The organism is Streptomyces niphimycinicus (assembly GCF_018883605.1).
Taxonomy (GTDB): domain Bacteria; phylum Actinomycetota; class Actinomycetes; order Streptomycetales; family Streptomycetaceae; genus Streptomyces; species Streptomyces niphimycinicus.
The window spans coordinates 1-15,671 of the sequence record NZ_JAHLEM010000385.1; the positions used below are offsets into that span (position 1 = coordinate 1).

18 protein-coding genes and 3 pseudogenes are annotated in these 15,671 nt (G+C 70.6%); 6 read left to right on the forward strand and 15 right to left on the reverse strand.

Translation table 11 applies throughout. The features are described from left to right. A pseudogene (locus tag KN815_RS29940) lies at positions 1 to 148 on the forward strand (IS110 family transposase); the annotation flags it as partial. 112 nt (positions 149 to 260) lie between these two features. Here KN815_RS29940 and KN815_RS29945 read toward each other — a convergent pair. From KN815_RS29945 to KN815_RS29960, 4 genes are all read right to left on the reverse strand, one after another. Beyond that, complete coding sequence (locus KN815_RS29945) at positions 261 to 746, reverse strand: MarR family winged helix-turn-helix transcriptional regulator (protein WP_216345007.1); 486 nt, start codon at positions 744 to 746, stop codon at positions 261 to 263. Between the two features lie 77 nt (positions 747 to 823). Beyond that, a complete protein-coding gene (locus tag KN815_RS29950) occupies positions 824 to 1,402 on the reverse strand; it encodes an HD domain-containing protein (protein WP_216345008.1) in 579 nt (192 codons plus the stop codon). Positions 1,403 to 1,477: 75 nt separating this feature from the next. Continuing rightward, entirely contained in the window at positions 1,478 to 2,236 is a 759-nt protein-coding gene (ribD, locus tag KN815_RS29955; protein ID WP_253209325.1) for a bifunctional diaminohydroxyphosphoribosylaminopyrimidine deaminase/5-amino-6-(5-phosphoribosylamino)uracil reductase RibD, read from the reverse strand. Further along, positions 2,233 to 3,444 carry a helix-turn-helix domain-containing protein gene (locus KN815_RS29960; protein WP_216345009.1) on the reverse strand — a complete coding sequence of 404 codons (1,212 nt, stop codon included), beginning with the start codon at positions 3,442 to 3,444 and terminating at the stop codon, positions 2,233 to 2,235. Before KN815_RS29960 ends, ribD begins: the two co-directional genes overlap by 4 nt. 179 nt (positions 3,445 to 3,623) lie before the next feature. On the opposite strand from KN815_RS29960, the gene KN815_RS29965 reads away from it, so the two are divergent. Continuing rightward, complete coding sequence (locus KN815_RS29965; RefSeq protein ID WP_216345010.1) at positions 3,624 to 4,223, forward strand: hypothetical protein; 600 nt, start codon at positions 3,624 to 3,626, stop codon at positions 4,221 to 4,223. Further along, positions 4,220 to 4,438, forward strand: a complete 219-nt coding sequence (locus KN815_RS29970; RefSeq protein ID WP_216345011.1) for a hypothetical protein — start codon at positions 4,220 to 4,222, stop codon at positions 4,436 to 4,438. The genes KN815_RS29965 and KN815_RS29970 overlap by 4 nt, the downstream gene beginning before the upstream one ends. 365 nt (positions 4,439 to 4,803) lie before the next feature. Here the strand turns inward: KN815_RS29970 and KN815_RS29975 are convergent, their stop codons facing one another. Both KN815_RS29975 and KN815_RS29980 read right to left on the reverse strand, forming a co-directional pair. Then, positions 4,804 to 5,298, reverse strand: coding sequence for a VanZ family protein (locus KN815_RS29975; RefSeq protein WP_216345012.1), 495 nt, complete (start codon positions 5,296 to 5,298; stop codon positions 4,804 to 4,806). A 171-nt stretch (positions 5,299 to 5,469) separates the two neighbouring features. Next, a complete protein-coding gene (locus KN815_RS29980; protein WP_216345013.1) occupies positions 5,470 to 6,492 on the reverse strand; it encodes an NADP-dependent oxidoreductase in 1,023 nt (340 codons plus the stop codon). A 112-nt stretch (positions 6,493 to 6,604) separates the two neighbouring features. On the opposite strand from KN815_RS29980, the gene KN815_RS29985 reads away from it, so the two are divergent. Beyond that, positions 6,605 to 7,159: a TetR/AcrR family transcriptional regulator gene (locus tag KN815_RS29985; RefSeq protein WP_216345014.1), complete on the forward strand. Its 555-nt coding sequence runs from the start codon at positions 6,605 to 6,607 to the stop codon at positions 7,157 to 7,159. A gap of 155 nt (positions 7,160 to 7,314) precedes the next feature. On the opposite strand, the gene KN815_RS29990 is transcribed toward KN815_RS29985, so the two are convergent. The 4 genes from KN815_RS29990 to KN815_RS30005 all read right to left on the reverse strand — a co-directional run bounded on the left by KN815_RS29990 (position 7,315) and on the right by KN815_RS30005 (position 10,587). Continuing rightward, positions 7,315 to 8,286 (reverse strand): SDR family NAD(P)-dependent oxidoreductase, encoded by a 972-nt coding sequence (locus tag KN815_RS29990; RefSeq protein ID WP_216345015.1) that lies wholly within the window; start codon positions 8,284 to 8,286, stop codon positions 7,315 to 7,317. A gap of 134 nt (positions 8,287 to 8,420) precedes the next feature. Continuing rightward, positions 8,421 to 8,645: a cold shock domain-containing protein gene (locus KN815_RS29995; protein WP_216345016.1), complete on the reverse strand. Its 225-nt coding sequence runs from the start codon at positions 8,643 to 8,645 to the stop codon at positions 8,421 to 8,423. 82 nt (positions 8,646 to 8,727) lie between these two features. Beyond that, positions 8,728 to 9,405 (reverse strand): response regulator, encoded by a 678-nt coding sequence (locus tag KN815_RS30000; protein ID WP_216345017.1) that lies wholly within the window; start codon positions 9,403 to 9,405, stop codon positions 8,728 to 8,730. Then, positions 9,406 to 10,587, reverse strand: a complete 1,182-nt coding sequence (locus KN815_RS30005; RefSeq protein WP_216345018.1) for a sensor histidine kinase — start codon at positions 10,585 to 10,587, stop codon at positions 9,406 to 9,408. Positions 10,588 to 10,820: 233 nt separating this feature from the next. Here KN815_RS30005 and KN815_RS30010 point away from each other — a divergent pair, with 233 nt between their 5' ends. Continuing rightward, entirely contained in the window at positions 10,821 to 11,021 is a 201-nt protein-coding gene (locus KN815_RS30010; protein ID WP_216345019.1) for a hypothetical protein, read from the forward strand. 133 nt (positions 11,022 to 11,154) lie between these two features. Continuing rightward, complete coding sequence (locus KN815_RS30015; RefSeq protein ID WP_216345020.1) at positions 11,155 to 12,663, forward strand: alpha/beta hydrolase; 1,509 nt, start codon at positions 11,155 to 11,157, stop codon at positions 12,661 to 12,663. A 6-nt stretch (positions 12,664 to 12,669) separates the two neighbouring features. On the opposite strand, the pseudogene KN815_RS30020 reads toward KN815_RS30015, so the two are convergent. The 5 genes and pseudogenes from KN815_RS30020 to tgmA all read right to left on the reverse strand — a co-directional run. Next, a pseudogene (locus KN815_RS30020) lies at positions 12,670 to 12,945 on the reverse strand (helix-turn-helix domain-containing protein); the annotation flags it as partial. Positions 12,946 to 12,970: 25 nt separating this feature from the next. Continuing rightward, positions 12,971 to 13,105, reverse strand: a pseudogene (locus KN815_RS52335) (DUF6879 family protein); the annotation flags it as partial. Between the two features lie 74 nt (positions 13,106 to 13,179). Continuing rightward, positions 13,180 to 14,313 (reverse strand): methyltransferase domain-containing protein, encoded by a 1,134-nt coding sequence (locus KN815_RS30025; protein WP_216345021.1) that lies wholly within the window; start codon positions 14,311 to 14,313, stop codon positions 13,180 to 13,182. Beyond that, positions 14,310 to 15,068 (reverse strand): MvdC/MvdD family ATP grasp protein, encoded by a 759-nt coding sequence (locus tag KN815_RS30030; RefSeq protein WP_216345022.1) that lies wholly within the window; start codon positions 15,066 to 15,068, stop codon positions 14,310 to 14,312. Before KN815_RS30030 ends, KN815_RS30025 begins: the two co-directional genes overlap by 4 nt. 27 nt (positions 15,069 to 15,095) lie before the next feature. Continuing rightward, a complete protein-coding gene (gene tgmA, locus KN815_RS30035) occupies positions 15,096 to 15,347 on the reverse strand; it encodes a putative ATP-grasp-modified RiPP (protein ID WP_253209326.1) in 252 nt (83 codons plus the stop codon). Between the last annotated feature and the right edge of the window lie 324 nt (positions 15,348 to 15,671).

Genomic DNA, 15,671 nt, shown 5'->3' on the forward strand with positions numbered 1-15,671 from the left:
CTCCAGGACCTACTACGACAAGAAGATCGCCCAGGGCAAGCACCACACCCAAGCCCTCCTCTGCCTCGCCAGACGCCGAGCCGACGTCCTCTTCGCGATGCTTCGCGACGGCACCTTCTACGACCCGCAACCTGCCCCCACAGCTTGACGAAACCCATAGGGGCACCCCCCCCCGCACAGGGACAGAGAGGCGCCGAGGACAGCCCCGCCGGGCGACGGCGAAACGCGCCCGCGCGGGGGCAACCGTCACACAGACGCACCTACGCGTCTTTCTCCGCCGGATAGGCGAACCGGTGCAGCAGATCCATCAACTGCTCGGGCTCACCGGCCCCCAGCTCGGCGACCAGCCGCTCGGCCAGCGGCTCCGCCGCCACATGGGCCGCGTTGAAAAGCTCGACACCCTCAGGCGTGATCTCCACCGCCCGCACCCGCCGATCTCCCGGAACGGCCTTCCGTACGACCAGCCCCTTACGCTCCAGATCGTCCACGACCCGCATGATCCCGGCCTTGTCCGACCCTGTCGCCGCCGCCAGATCCCGCTGCACCGTGGGCCCGCGGTCGACCAGCACGATCAGCACGGCGAAGTGCCGCAACTCAATGCCGAGCGGCCGAAGCGCCTCCCCCATCACCCCAGCCGCCCGCCAGTGCGCCCGGCGCAGCAGCAACCCGAGAGCGAACGGCGAGGCATCCCCGGGGCGACCGGTCGCACGCGAGCCGGTGGGCTGGGGCGAAACATCGGCGGCCATGAGGCCACATTACAGCCATTCATCCGTTCGATACGGTTTCACTTGAAACCAAATCCGACGCCCAGGCTCCGCACCCGCTACGGCTTCTCGCCCAGCGCCACGCGGAGCCAGTCGAGAGACCCCTGGCTCAGGAGTTCGTCGGCGAGACGCTTGCCGGTCTCCGTCAGCAACCGGCCGCGGCTGTTGTCGACCCATCGCTGAGCGTTTTCGTACCCCTGGGACAGATATTCGAGTCCCTGCAACAGGCATTCAAGCTTGTCCGCGTCCCGAGCACATACCGCCTCGGGTGACTCCTTCGCTTCGTACTCACCGACCCACGCCCGTACAGCGGAGGCGAGCGCCTCGGGCATATCGGCGGTCTGGTCCGCGGTCACCGCCTGCGGGTCGGGGCCGGGCGCGTACTTCTTGCCCAGGTGGTTCATGTCGCCGGTACGCGTCTCCTGCGAGTCGTGCCAGACGGCCATCAGAGCGGCTCGCGCGGGATCGGCGCCTTCGAGCTGGGCGATGACCAAGGCGATCAGCGACGTGCGCCAGGCATGCTCGGCGACGGATTCCGGGTCCCGGACACCGGCCATCCACCAGCCCGTCCTGCGGTTCTGCTTCAGCGCACCGGCTTCGAACAGAAAACGTGCCACCGCATGCAGATCGTCAGCCACCGTCAACTCCTCTCAGCCCCCTCGTCCGGCCCTCGGCTCGGCGCGAGGACTGTCGTCTGTCTCGGTAGGTGCTGCTCAGCGCTGCGGGCGGGCGATCAGCCGGACGTCTGGGCCGGACCGCGCCACGTCCACCAGCTCACACCGGAGGATGTCGTCGATCGTCTCGATGGTGCCGCCTTCGAGTCCGCTCTTCCCTCGGCCGAGGAGCGCGGGCGCGATGTAGGCAACGATGCGGTCGACCAGGCCGGCGGAGATGAACGACGCGGCGAGCGTAGGGCCGCCCTCGAGGAACATCCCGCGCACGCCACGCTGGTGCAGTTCACGGAGGAGTGCCTGCACGTCCAGGCCGACCTTCGCGCGGGGCAGCCGTACGACAGTGGCCACGTCGTCCAGGTGGGATGCGTCGGCGTCATCGGCGACGGCGATCATGGTGGGCGCGGCAGCGTCGAGGACCCGGGCATCGGCCGGGGTGCGGGCGTTGGTGTCGACGATCACGCGCCACGGCTGCTCATCAACCGGCACGGCCACCTTCAGCTTGGGGTCGTCCTTCACCGAGCGCACGGCAAGGTGGGGGTTGTCGGCCTGCTGGGTGCCGGAACCGACGACGGTCGCCTGGCAAGCCGCGCGCAGCGCGTGGACTTCGGCACGGGACTCTGCGCTGGTGATCCACTGGCTCGTGCTGTCCGCCGCGGCGATCCGGCCGTCCAGCGTGGCCGCGTACTTGTAGACGACGAACGGCCGCCCATCGACTGTGTGCCACTCGTCCGTGCCTACCAGCTCGCTGACGTGCATGGGCTCCTCCAGACAGATCTTGGTTCCGCGCAGCCTAGTCACGCGGCGGCGACTGCCTCCGCCAGGTCCTGCACCATCGCTGTGCGCCGCCACGGAGCCAAGCCGGTGACAACCCGCCGGAGTTCTGCCGTGGTGCGACGAGACTCGGTCTCACGGCTGATCTCCAGTGCTTCCATGGCGGTGGCACAGGCTGCGTCGGGGGCACGGTCGGCGGCGTGCGCGCTGGCGAGCCGGGCCAGATGGAGGCCCCGCTCGCGCTGGTATATGGCCGGCCAGCGGTCGAGGGCTTGCCGGTAGGTGGTCACCGCGTCCGTCGACTTGCCCAGCCGGAGGTAGCACGTTGCCCGCTGAGCGTGGACATACGCGCGGTTGCAGTAGCCGCCGAGCTGGTCGTTTACCGCCTCGTCGCCCTCGACGAGGACTTGGGCAGCGTCGAGCGCGCGGAGGGCCGGCAGTTCGCCTCCGATAAGGGCATGTCCATGTGCTGCCTGGAGGTGGGCGGAGGCGAAGATACGTGCGGGCACGTCGCCGCGAACGCGCAGGGCCGCCGACGCCAGGCCGACTGCCCGCTGTTGCTGCCTGAGCCCAACGGACTGCTGTGCCTTGCGCATCAGAATGAAGGCTTGCCGCACGGGATCGTCGGCTTCCTGTGCCCATTCCATCGCCCGGTCGGACCACCACAGGGCCTGCTCAGGGCGGCCGAGGTCCTCGTACAGCCAGCCAGCGAACTCGGCCCATTCCGCACCGGTTTGGAGGATCGCCCGGTGGAGGGGGCCGTGTGCTCCGGGAAGCAACTGCTGCTCGATGACCGTGAGGTGGTCGTGGACGGCGCTGATCGCGGCGTGCGGTCCGTAAAGCCCGTCCGATTGGACCAGGGTGGCGCGCAGCCGCTGGAGGTGGCCGACGACTGCTGGATTGACCGGGCGGCGGTCCGCGGCACCCGCCGGGGCGGGAAGGATGCCGAGGCCGACCGCCGCCGCGGTGGTGCCGAGGAAGTCACGACGATTCACGTCAGCGTTACGTGGCGCGTCCCCGGCCAGCCCTACGTCGGAGGGGTCCATGCCGAGCCGGTCGGCGACGAGCGCGAGCACATCGACGTCGCGCGCCGACTGGCGACCGCGTTCCAGACGGCTGATGGTGCTTTGGCTGTACCCGCATATATCGGCCAGTTGCTGCTGGGTCCACCCGCGTGCGCGACGGGCAGCCGAGATGGCTTCGGCTGCGTTGGAGTGCTGCCCTAACTGCCCCATACACGGTCCCGGTCTGCGGTGGCGTGGCTCGATAAGGAGGTACCCACAGTAGCGGTCCGGTCGCATACGCATGCAGGTCCTGCATAGGCGCAGCGTGTGATGCATGCGGTGGGGACGGCGGTGTGGCGTGCGCGTTTGTCTGGATGCATGAGGCGAGACGCACTGCCGGAGGCATCCTTATGAAAGCCACAGCCCCTCTGTGGACACCGCCGCCCTCCATGGACATCGAGGCGTTACCCGCAGGCACATGGTGGGACGCCGTGCGGGCCGCGCCCGCTGTAGGCGAACGCGCCCTGGACATACTCGGCAACGAGACCGGCGCCGTCATCCAGGACAAGTACGGCACCCTCTACTGGCTCGTCCGGGTCGGCTCGGCTACGAGCCGGCACCTGCGGCAAGTCCGAGTCCTCACCAAGCCGGCGGATGAGAGCACCTACCTCGGCGTCCCTCCCGTCATCTGGACCAAGGGCTCCCGCACCCACTGGCGCGTCCCGCTCACCGCCGACCACTACCTGACCGACGCGGGGAGGTTGTGGGGAGCGCTGGCCGAGGCCGACCGCGCCGAGTACGGACACGTACCGGACGGCCGACAGCTCTGCGACCACTGCCAACTGCCCACCAGCGAACCGATCCCGGTCGACGTGGAGAACGGCGGCAGCGACAGCGCCGTCGGCAAGGCCACGTACGCCTGCCCCACCCACGCGCCGCTCTACCCGAAGCGCCCGCGCCCAAGGAGCCTCACCAGCGCGGTGGCGGCCGAGCACGAGGGGCGGTCATGACAGCGGTCAGGCCCCCGGCGCTCCCGGGTATCGAGCTGCCGAACCCGGACACCCTGACCGGGCCCCAACTCCAGGGCTGGCACTGCGCCCTGTGCGGTGCGCGGCTGTTCGCCGACCAGCGGCTCGGCACGGTCGAGTGGACCTGCGGCAGCACCACCGAGGTGGTCGAGCTGTGGGTGTGCCGACCGCTGTGCACGGAGGCCGCCGGTGCGTAGGGCCGCGCTGTTCGCCGTCCGTACCGCCCGCCTGGGCCTGCTGCTCAGCGCTGTACCGGCCCTACCGGCGCTCGCGGTCCGCCTCTGCGTCGCGGGCGATCCGGCCCCATAGACCGGGTGGGCCACTGGGCTCCGGACCCCCGCCGGTGCACGCGACCAGCGGCCCACCTACACGACCCCCTGCCGGTCGGCCCAGCCGAGGCGCGGCCGCCGACACGGCAGGGGACGAAGGGGCTCCGGCCCGGACTGGGACCCCGGGCCGGAGTCCCGCCCGGGCTCGTGCCGGGCCGGACGCCGCATCCCATACCTCGACACTGATGGGGATCAGCGAATTTCCCCAGTGTTACTCGGGTTCCCCAGTCGATTCAGCAGTCAACCGTGGTGCCACGGACGCGAGAGCCATGTCTGGCGAGGGCGAGGACTGCGGCGGTGCAGGAGAAGCCGATCAGTGCGCCGAGGGTGTTGCTGGTGAGGTCGTTGATGTCGGCGCTGCGTCCTGATCGGGTCAGGTACTGGGTGACCTCAATTGTGAGGGAGCCGAGGAATCCAAAGAGGGCGGCCTGGTACCAGCGCACCGGGAGCAGGGCCAGCAGGAGACCGCCGGGGGCGAACATGAGCACGTTCAGCACGGCATCCTTGATGTCCGCCGCATTGGTCAGGTCCAGTGGCTTCAGGTTGAGGGCCCGACCGCCGCCCGAGGGGGTCCCGAAGGTGAGGTGGACGACGCAAGCTGCCCAGAACCACAGCAGCCCGAGGGCGACCCGCTGCGACATCTGCCGAGGACTTCTGCGCCGGGTGGTGACCGCATAGAGGGCAACACCACCCAGAACGCCCATGAGGAAAGCGACCGGGAAGAACATGACGAGAAGGTATCATTCGATCACACAAGACCTTTTTACTCGACGAAGCGGCGATCGGGGCCTCCATTGATGTGACTCTGGACGAACTGCCGTGTGGGGAATCAGAGTGAGCATGTCTGTCCCCGGCCCAAGCGGAGGGTGGGGAGATTCAAAGATCCTCATCAGGCGTGCTCATGCGACCGTCAGCACGATCTTGCCCTGGAGGTGTCCCTGGGCAGCTCGCTCATGCGCCGCACGGGCGTCCGCGAGCGGGAAGGTGCTGTCGATCGCCACGCGGATCGTGCCGTCCGCGAGCAGGCGCCCGATCTCGGCGAGCTGCGCGCCGTTCGAGCGGACCTGGGCGGCCGTGACCGTGACGCCCAGCCTCGCGTTCTCCTCGTCGTCGAACTCGCCGAAGTACACCGGGTAGAGGGATCCGCCGCGCTTGAGGGTGCGCAGGAAGCGCCTGCTGTCGGGGCCACCGACGGTGTCCAGGACGAGGTCGATGTCACGGACGACGTCCTCGGGCCGCTCCTTGGTGTAGTCGATGAACTCGTCGGCGCCCAGCTCGCGCAGGAACGTCTCGTGGGCGCCGGAGGCCACGGCGATGACGCGGGCCCCCTTCCACTTGGCCAGTTGGAGAGCGAGGTGCCCCACGCCACCGGCGGCGCCGTTGACCAGCACCGTCTTCTCGCCGTCGAGTGCCATCGGGCGGTGCTGGGCCGCCTGGAACGGTGAGGGGTGGTCGTGCCCGAGCTCGATCAGGAACTGCCACGCCGTCAACCCCGACATGGCCAGGGCGGCGGCGTGCGCGTGGTCGACGCCGGCCGGCTTGCGGGCGAAGTCGGACGCCGGAGCGGTGACGTACTCGGCGTACGCGCCGGCCTGGAGCGCGGTGGGGAAGCGCAGCAGGCCGAACACCTCGTCTCCGGCCGCGAAGCCCTCGCCGTCGGCGATGTCCGCGGCGACGGCTTCCACTGCACCCGAGACGTCCGTCCCCGGGATCAGGGGGAGATCCATCGGGGGCTTCAGCTCGGCCGGCACGTTGGGCATTCCCTCGCGGGCGTACCAGTCAGGAGGGTTGACGCCGACCGCGTGCACGCGGACGAGCACCTCGCCCGGCCCCGGTTCGGGAACGGGCGCCTCCTCGTGACGCAGCACCTGGGGGCCGCCGAACTCGTGCAGCCGGATCGCCTTCATGGTCTGTGTGGGCACAGCTCTCTCCCGCGTCTCCCCGAGGGGTAAACTAAGTGAACCACAGATCCGTTTATCCGGATCAGTGATCCGACTATACGGGTCACTGATCCGGATATTCAAGGGAGGGCAGATGAGGGCGGATGCCCAGGCCAACCACGACCGTCTGCTGGCCGTCGCCGGCGCCGTCATCACCGAGCAGGGCGTCGATGCGTCGATGCGCGATATCGCCCGCCGGGCCGGGGTCGGGCTGGCGACGCTGCTGCGTCACTTCCCGACCCGGGAGGCGCTGCTCGAGGCCCTGCTCCGCACGAGCTTCGACGAGCTGACGGCACGGGCGGCGGAGGTCGAGACGACCAGCTCGCCCCAGGCCGCGGTGATGTTGTGGCTGCGCGACTTCATCGCGTGCACGAAGAACTACCGCGGGGTGGTGACGGCGATGGTGAAGGCGATCGAGGACCCCGAGTCCGCGCTCCACACCTCCTGCGTCACGATGCGCGGGGCCGGGACTCGGCTCCTCACCCGCGCCCAGGCCGAGGGCGTGGCGCGGACCGACATCGACGGGGCCGACCTCTTCGCCCTGGCCTCGTCGCTCGCCTGGCTCGGCGACCAGCCCGGGCTCGAGGCGCGCGCCGAGCACCTCTTCGGGGTGGTGGTCGGCGCGATCCTCACGGATCGAGCGGCGTGACGCCGAGGGCGGCGCGCACGCCTGCCCCCCACGCCCGAGCCCGCGCCCGGACCCGCGCCCATGGAACCCGAGCCCGCGCCCGCATCCGCGCCCGGACCCGCGCCTGAGGAGCCCGAGCCCACGCCCGGCCTCGCCGACCACACACCTCTCAGGTCTCAGGCGGCGAACGCGTCCACCCCGGTCAGCTCGGCGGACAGCGCCCACAGGCGAGCGGCCTGCTCCGGGTCCGTGGCCCACTCCTTGACGCCGACCCGGGCCCCGTCCGCCGGGGCGGGCTCGGCGATGTCGCAGTCGTCCAGGTAGACCCCGCCCATGCCGTTGAGCTGGGGCGAGGTCGCCGCCCACACCTGCGTGGCCGCACCCTGCTCCGGCGTCTTGAACACCTCGGGGTGGAGCAGGTTGCCGTCCTCGTCGATCCAGCCCCGCTCCACCATCTCGTACTTCGCCAGATGCCGCTGAAGCGGAGTGAGGATGCCACCGGGGTGCAGCGCGAAGGCCCGCACACCCCGCTCCCGGCCGAGGCGGTCGAGGTGCACGGCGAACAGCACGTTCGCCGTCTTGGCCTGGCCGTACGCCTCCCACTTGTCGTAGCCCTCGCGCCAGTGGACGTCGTCCCAGCGGATGGGGGAGGCATGGTGGCCGGCGGAGGAGACCGAGACGACGCGGGCGCCGCCCGGCTCGATCGCCGGCCACAGGCGGTTGACGAGGGCGAAGTGGCCGAGGTGATTGGTGGCGAACTGCGCCTCCCAGCCCGGCCCGACCCGGGTCTCGGGGCAGGCCATGATCCCCGCGCTGTCGATGACGATGTCCAGGGTCCGGCCCGAGGCGAGGAACCGCTCGGCGAAGGCGCGCACGCTGTCCAGGTCGCCGAGGTCCAGTTCATCCACCTCGACCCCGCCGATCCCGGCCAGGCCCTCCCGCGCCGCGCCGACCCGGCGGGCCGGGACCACGACACGGGCACCGGCCTTCGTCAGTGCGCGCGTGGTCTCGACGCCGATACCCGAGTAGCCGCCCGTGACCAGGGCGAGCCGACCGGTGAGGTCGATTCCCGCGAGGACGTCGTCGGCGGTGCTCCGGGCGCCGAAACCCGAACCGATCTTGTGCTGGGGTGTGGTGCTGTCGCTCATGGCGGCACGCTATGAATTCGAGTGCGCTCGAAGTCAAGCACGGCCCGCGGCGGCGGCCCGGACACCCCGCGTACGAGGAAGCGGCCCCGACCGGACGGACGAATCGCGCCCCGGGCGACGGTGCCGTGCGGCGGTCAGGCAGGCCGAGGCGCGATGGTCACCGCGCGGTAGTCGTAGCCGTCCTGTTTGAAGCCGGGGGCTTCCCACTCGAGGTCCACCTGCTGTCCGGGCGACAGGGTGCGGAAGCCGGTCACCTGGATGTGGGAGTAGTGGCCGAAGCAACCGCCCGGCGTCTCGGCCGAGTCGAGCACGCCCCAGCCTTCCTCATCGCTCCACTCGCGGACAGTCGCAGTCACCATGGGGGAACCCTACGGGTTCCGCTCGGGTCCGTGGGGCTCGGCGCGGTCGGGGCCCTCGCGGCCGGACATACCTGTCCCAGGGTCAATCCTGCGCGTCGCGGACCAGGAGGGCGATCTGTACCCGGTTCTCGACCGCCAGCTTGGCGAACAGACTGCTGGTGTGGGCTTTGACGGTCGCGACGCTGATACGCAGCCGCTGGGCGATCTCCGGGTTGCCCAGTCCGTCCGCGATGGCCTGAGCCGTTTGGCGTTCTCGTTCGGTCAGGGCGGACAGTTGCTTCCGTGCGGCTTCGCGGGAGGAGTCGCGGGCGTGGGTGGACTGCGGGCCGGTGGCCGCGGCGATCACGCGCGCCGTGGCCGCCGGAGACAGCACGGGGTTGCCGTCCGCGACGGTCCGTACCGCGTCGAGGATCTGCGGCGGTTGGGTGTCCTTGAGGACGAACCCGAGTGCTCCGGCGCGCAGTGCGCCGAGCACGAGATCGTCGGAGTCGAAGGTGGTCAGCATGAGCACCCGCGGCGGCACCGGTCGGGTGAGGAGTTCCCGGGTCGTGCTGAGACCGTCGCGGCCGGGCATCCGTACGTCCATCAGCACGACGTCCGGCCGCAGCTCGTCCACGACGGCGATCGCCGCGTCCCCGTCGGCCGCCTCCCCGACGACGGTCAGATCCGGTTCGCCGTCGATGACGAGGCGCAGCGCCATGCGCACCAGTTGTTCGTCGTCGACGACGACGATACGCACCGGTTCCCGCTCGCTGTCCACTCAGGTTCTCTTTTCGTGGGTGGGGTTCGGCCAGGGTAGTTGTGCGGTGAGGAGGTATCCGTTGTCGGCCGTGCGGTGGTGGCTGAGCTTTCCGCCGGCGAGGTCGATGCGTTCGGTGAGACCGAGCAGCCCGAATCCCGATGCCGGTGGCTGTGCGGTCGCCCTGGTGGCCGGGGAGTTGTGCACGCTGACGTCGAGCGTGTCGCCCGCCGTTCCCTCGACGGCGATGCGTACGGATGCGCCGGGGGCGTGTTTGGCGGCGTTGGTCAAGCCTTCTTGGACGATCCGGTAGCAGGTTCGTCCGACGACGTCGGACGGAACTCCCGTCACGGTGGTGGTGAGCGTGACGTCCAGTCCCGATGTGCGGGCGTCGGCCACCAGGTCGGGGATTCGGTCGAGGGAGGGCTGGGGCGGTTCCGGGCGGCCCGGGTCGGCCCGGAGCACACCGAGGACATCCCGTAGCTCTTCCAGGGCTTGGTGGGAGCCCTCGGCGATGCCGCGGACCAGCACGCGGTTCTCCTCGGCGGTGAGGTCGCCGCGGTGGCCCAGCACTCCGGCCTGCATGGCGACCAGGGAGATCCGGTGCGCGAGCACATCGTGCATCTCGCGGGCGATCCGGTTGCGTTCCAGGGCGCGTGCCTGCGCCGCCCGTGCGCTCTGCTCCCGTTCCGCGCTCTCCGCCCGCTCCCGCAACGACCGCAGTTCGACACGGCGCGCGCCGATGGCCATGCCCACGGCCACCGCGATGCCCGCGATCAGCGCCGGGAAGGCGAGTTCGAGCCACCATGAGTCGGCCGAGCGCTGGACCGGGTAGAGCCCGCCGGAGAGCTGTGACGCGGTCACGAAGGCCAGCCCGACGACCCCGCTCTCCACCGGACGGCGAAGCGTGGAGATCGAGACCAGCGCCAGAAACGCGGCGCCGGAGGCGAGTGCCGACGCGGTCGAGGCGATCGCGACCGCCAGGGCGACGGCGAGCGGGAACCGCCGCCGCCACACCAGCGCCGTCAGGCAGCCGAGAGCCACCAGCGGATCGCCGATGAGGAACCACGAGCTCGTTTCGCCTGTCTGCGCCCGCAGCAGCACCCCCATGGAGAGCCAGATCGGTATGCCCGCCGCCGCTGCCGCCGCCAGCCGCCAGGTCTGCTGCCACCACCCGAGCCGTGGCGCGACGTCCGTGTTCACCTGGTCATTATCGCGAGACCGTACGGCCGGTGAATCAGCCCAGGGGTGGGGGCGGCCTCGACCAGAGTCGAATCAGCTCCTCGTCCGTGGTCGCAGACGGTTCGAGCCGCCGGGCCGATGTGCGGGCCGCGCCGCCCGAACAGACTCGTTCACGTGCCGGGACAGCCGGACACGAGACGGGACGGAGAGACGCGATGCGCAGGGGTGGCTATGCGGCCGTTGAGGCGGTCGGGTTGGTGATCACAGCCCTGGCCGCCCAAACGGTGATCCGCGATGTGCTCGACCAGGACTCCGAGGTGCTGTGGGGCATCGTCGACTGGGCCCCTGGCGGCCGTACCGGCCAGTTGATCCTCGTCGGATGCATCGCGCTCGTGGCGATGGTGCTCGGTGGCTGGGCACATGACCGGCAGGGGCCGGATAGCGGGCTGGGCTGAGCCGGGCGTGGCCGGGCCGGGCCGGGCCGGGCCGGGCCGGGCCGGGCCGGAAAAGCGCGCCCTGTGCGTCCCGCGCACCCCATGCATCCCATGCACCCCGCGCACCCCATGCACCCCTCAGGAGGACCTTCACATGCGCAGACCCCTGTCCCTCACCCTCGCCGCCACCGCGGTGGCGGCAACCTCCCTGGCGGCCACCTCCCTGGTGGCCACCGCGATCCCGGGAGTGCCGGTGGCGGCGGCGACGCCGGACACCGTGCGGTGGGGCCCTTGCTCGGAGAAGGCCGCCTCATCCCGCCTGGAGAAGGCCGCCTCACCCCGTCTCGAATGCGCGACGCTCGAAGTCCCCCTGGACTACCGGGATCCGGACGGCCGGCAGATCGAGATCGCGATCTCCCGGCTGGCGAGCGGGAAACCGTCGCAGCGCCGCGGCGTACTGCTGACCAGTCCAGGCGGCCCCGGCATCACGGGGCTGGGCTACCCGGCCGTTCTTGCCGCCTCAGGGCTGCCGCGGAAGGTGCTGGACTCCTACGACGTGATCGGCTTCGACCCGCGCGGCGTCGGCCGCAGCACGCCGGTGACCTGCGATCTGACACCGGAGCAGCAGCGACGCGGCAACCTCCCGCCGTACGCGCACACCGCGGCCGATGTCGCGCGGGAGGCGGGGAACGCGCGGACCATCGCCGAGCAGTGCGCCACCTCCCGGACGGCGCGGATGCTGCCGCACACCACCACCGCGAACACCGCGCGCGACATGGACCGGATCCGGGCGGCGCTGGGCGAGCCGAAGCTCTCGTACCTCGGTGCCTCCTACGGCACCTACCTCGGTGCGGTGTACACGACGATGTTCCCGGGGCGCGGCGACCGGATCGTGCTCGACAGCAACCTGGGCCCCGGCGGTTACGACGTCACGGCCACGCGGTTGTTCGCCCGTGGGCTGGAGGACCGGTTCCCGGACTTCGCGGCGTTCGTGGCCGCGCACCCCGAGTACGGTCTGGGCACCACACCGGGGCAGGTGACCGCGAAATTCTTCGACCTCGCGAAGCGGTTGGAGGCGAAACCGGTCCAGGGCTACGACGGGAACTTGTTCCGCGGGATCACCTTCGACGCCCTCTACAGCGATGCGAACATGCCCCAACTGGCCAAGACCTGGCAGGCGCTCGACACGGACCGGCCGACGCCGCCCAACCCGCCGTTGGTGAACATGGAGAACTTCATGTCCGCCCGTTTCTCGGTGATATGCGGCGATAATCGCTGGCCGGAAACGGTCCGGGAGTACCAGCGGAATGTCGCGGTCGACCGGCTGAGGCACCCGATGCTGGGCGGGTCCTCGGCCGGTATCGGACCGTGCGCGTTCTGGCCGGACAAGCGGGTCGAGCCGCCGGTGCGCATCGGCGACCGGGGCCCGTCGAACGTGCTCATGGTGCAGAACGACCGCGACCCCGGTACCCCGCTGGCCGGCGCCCGGAAGCTGCGGCGCGCGTTCGGGAAGCGGGCCACGATGGTGACGGCCGACCAGGGCGGGCACGGCGTCTATCCGTTCGGCCCCAACACCTGCGCGAACGACGCGGTGACGACCTTCCTGACCACCGGGCAGCGCCCGGCGCGGGACCTCGCCTGCGCGGCGGAGCCGAGCGAGTAACGGAAGGTGGCGCCATTCCGTGTACATCGACTCTGCGTGCAGGGACTGGACGATGAGGTCTTCCGCCTGATCGGTCGCCCCGCAGGCATGGGTCCACGCGCGGATGTCCCTCGCCGACGGGCCGGTCTGGGCGTTCTCGATGCGGCAGGTCTTGGAGTGGTGCCAGCCGCACCGGTCGGCCGGCTCGACGACCGTCAATCCGGCGCTCTTACGGAGGTCGCGAAGCCGCCGCGCGACGACTTCACGCGCGGCTTGGGCCGAAGAGGACGGGGAGATGGGCATGAGCCGGCCTGTCCGGTGCGCGCTGTCAGCGGATGTCGTACTGGCCGTGCGGGGTGGCGCGGGTCCACACCGCTTCGAATGCCTCGGCGCACAGCTTGGCTGCGGCCGGGTCGTCGGTGACCTCCTCGCCGGTCCACGATCCGTCACCGGCGAAGTGGTTTCCAATCCCCCGCGCGAGTGGGTCATCGCCCGCCGCCGGGTGCGTCGCCGAACTGATGCGCGAGGCATGAGCTCCTAGTCCGGCAGTCGCCAGCTCATGCCATCCGGCTCGTCCAGCCACAGCGTATGAACCCCATCGGGGGCGACCGTCAGGCCGTACCGCTCATGACCCGGCCGCTCGGCATCCCGCCACTGGGTGAGCAGCGGCTCCCGCTCGGCCCACAGATCACGCGGTCCCCCGTGGTCGAGTCGAGCGGTCATGACCCCGGCGCCGGTCATGGTGATGCGCGCCCACGACGAGCTTTCCGGGTCGAAGAAGCACTGGGTCTGCTGGCCCTCGCTGTCCATCAGAGCGAAGTCGGCCACCGTGGGGTGCAGCAGCGAGGTGAGGAACTGCGCTCCGGGGGCGTCCAAGACCGCAGGGAGGGTGATCTCCCGGGTCTCGCCGGACCACGTCAGCAGCGGGTGCACGAGCCGCGCCGCGGTGATGCCCAGGGCGTCGGGGGTCGGCCGGGCGGTCATGAAGGCGGCCAGGCCGTGGAGGAACTTGCCGCCGGCGGAGTGGTCGGCCCCGAGCACCAAGCGCACGATGCCGCAGCCGATGTTGGCCACGATGACGCTGCCGGGCCGGAGTTGCTCCCGCCAGGGGGTCGGGATCCGGCCCACCCCGCACGTCGCCAGCAGCCGATCGTACGGCGCGCGCTCCGGGTAGCCGGCCATCCCGTCCCCGGCGACGAGGGCGGGTTCGTACCCGGCCGAGCGAAGGCGGGCCGCCGCCGCGGCCACCAGCTCGGGGTCGACGTCGACCGTCACGACGTGGTCGGGTCCGAGACGGTGTGAGAGCAACGCGGCGTTGTAGCCGGTGCCCGCGCCGATCTCCAGTACGGTGTCGCCGTCCCGCACGTCGAGGGCCTCGATCATCTGGGCCATGAGGGAGGGCTGTGTGGACGAGCTGGTGGCGGTGCCGTCCTGGTCGAACTGGGTCAGCAGGGAGACGTCCTGGTAGGCCGCGGCCAGCCATGCGGGGTCGCCCTGGCTGTACCGGTGCAGGCTGCCCTGCGAGCGGACGGTGAAGTCGGGGACGAACAGTTCGCGGGGGACGCTCAGGAAGGCGGCGCGCCATGGCTTGGACCGGATGCAGCCGGCCCTCACCATCTGGTCGGCCATGTGCTGGCGCAGCTCGTCCGCCGATGGTGCCTCAGTGATCATGTGTGGGCCCTCTCCAGTAGGTCAGCGAGTGCTCGGGTGATGGGCGTGCGCAGGTCGGGGATGAATCCCCACTGCCCGTTCGGGTTGACGTCGATCAGGTACCAGCGCCCCTGTGGGCTAACGAGGAAGTCCAGCGCGGCGTACTGGTGCGCGGTGCGCCTCACCGAGTCGTCGATCTCGGCGGGCCGGACCTGCGTCGTCCACAAGGCTTGTGGCCGGTCCTCGTGGTCACTGGGGTGGGTGGTGCCGAGTGCCTTGTACGCGGCGACTTGGCCGGGCAGTGCGGAGACGAAAACGCGGGCCTCGACCGGGTCGTTGGTGATCAGCGTCCGGGGGACGGACAGCCCGCTCCGGAGCGCGGTGGCCAGCGTCGCGGGCGGGAGGGCGGCGAGGGCGTTTCGCTGGGGGGGGTTCACCCATGGGCAGGGCAGCGCGGCCACCAGGCCGCCGAATCCGGCCCGTGCCTCAGCGTCGGCCCACCGCGCATCCTGCTCGGACATGTCCGGGTGCAGGCGGTGTGCAGATGGCCGCCGGTAGTACACCGACCGGACGTCGGTGAGAGAGAGGTCCCGGTGCTGACCACGTAAGGCGCCCTCCCACCACATGTGGTCGGGGCCGATCCGGGCCGCCATGCTCAGGCTCTCCGGGAAGTCTCCGGGATCGAGGCGATGGACGGGTACGGATCGGTCGTTGAGCTCCGCTATGACCAGGTCAGCGGTCGCGTCAGTGGGCCGGGTCAGCACCAGGACCGTCATGGATCAATACCTCCGGTCACTCAGCGATCAGTCGGTGTCGTTCGCCTTGTCGGTTGCCAACTGGCTGTCCTCCCTGGTCTGGCTCGTGGTCTCGAACGCCGACTTCATCGACGGCTCGTTGATGAACGGGTCCCCGTCCGTGGTCACGCTGATCTGCCGCTCCGGGCAGAGGTTGAGGGCGGGCATCACGACCGGCTCGCCCGCCACGGGGACGGCCTTGGACAGGCCGAACGGCCTGACGGCCGGGCGGGTCTGCGTGCGTTCCATGGTCAGGGCCACGGGTGTTCTCCATTCGTGTGTGGATCTTCTGTGTGGGGACTTCGGCCCCGCGGTCCCATTCCGGGGCCGAAGTCCCTGCCCTGCGGCCGGCGGCCGTGCCTGGCTGCACCGGCCGCAGGGTGTCTGGAGGGTTGGCCGCTGGTCGCGCGCTCCGACGGGGGTCCGGAGCCCAGTGGCCCACCCGGTCTATGGGGCCGCGGCGCGTCTGCGTCGCGGCGGCGGCATCTCTCGGCGCACGTGATGGCACCGGTCCTGGATCACGCCCGTCGCCGTGAGATATCGGACCGTCCGGCAGGTGCCGCACTGCGGCAGCCAAGGGGTATC

Excerpts from the sequence above, each read along its gene's own strand:
- KN815_RS29945 (WP_216345007.1), bottom strand. The coding sequence starts at position 746 with ATGGCCGCCGATGTTTCGCCCCAGCCCACCGGCTCGCGTGCGACCGGT.
- KN815_RS29960 (WP_216345009.1), bottom strand. The coding sequence starts at position 3,444 with ATGGGGCAGTTAGGGCAGCACTCCAACGCAGCCGAAGCCATCTCGGCT.
- KN815_RS29965 (WP_216345010.1), top strand. The coding sequence starts at position 3,624 with ATGAAAGCCACAGCCCCTCTGTGGACACCGCCGCCCTCCATGGACATC.
- KN815_RS29970 (WP_216345011.1), top strand. The coding sequence starts at position 4,220 with ATGACAGCGGTCAGGCCCCCGGCGCTCCCGGGTATCGAGCTGCCGAAC.
- KN815_RS29975 (WP_216345012.1), bottom strand. The coding sequence starts at position 5,298 with ATGTTCTTCCCGGTCGCTTTCCTCATGGGCGTTCTGGGTGGTGTTGCC.
- KN815_RS29985 (WP_216345014.1), top strand. The coding sequence starts at position 6,605 with ATGAGGGCGGATGCCCAGGCCAACCACGACCGTCTGCTGGCCGTCGCC.
- KN815_RS29990 (WP_216345015.1), bottom strand. The coding sequence starts at position 8,286 with ATGAGCGACAGCACCACACCCCAGCACAAGATCGGTTCGGGTTTCGGC.
- KN815_RS29995 (WP_216345016.1), bottom strand. The coding sequence starts at position 8,645 with ATGGTGACTGCGACTGTCCGCGAGTGGAGCGATGAGGAAGGCTGGGGC.
- KN815_RS30015 (WP_216345020.1), top strand. The coding sequence starts at position 11,155 with ATGCGCAGACCCCTGTCCCTCACCCTCGCCGCCACCGCGGTGGCGGCA.
- KN815_RS30025 (WP_216345021.1), bottom strand. The coding sequence starts at position 14,313 with ATGATCACTGAGGCACCATCGGCGGACGAGCTGCGCCAGCACATGGCC.
- KN815_RS30030 (WP_216345022.1), bottom strand. The coding sequence starts at position 15,068 with ATGACGGTCCTGGTGCTGACCCGGCCCACTGACGCGACCGCTGACCTG.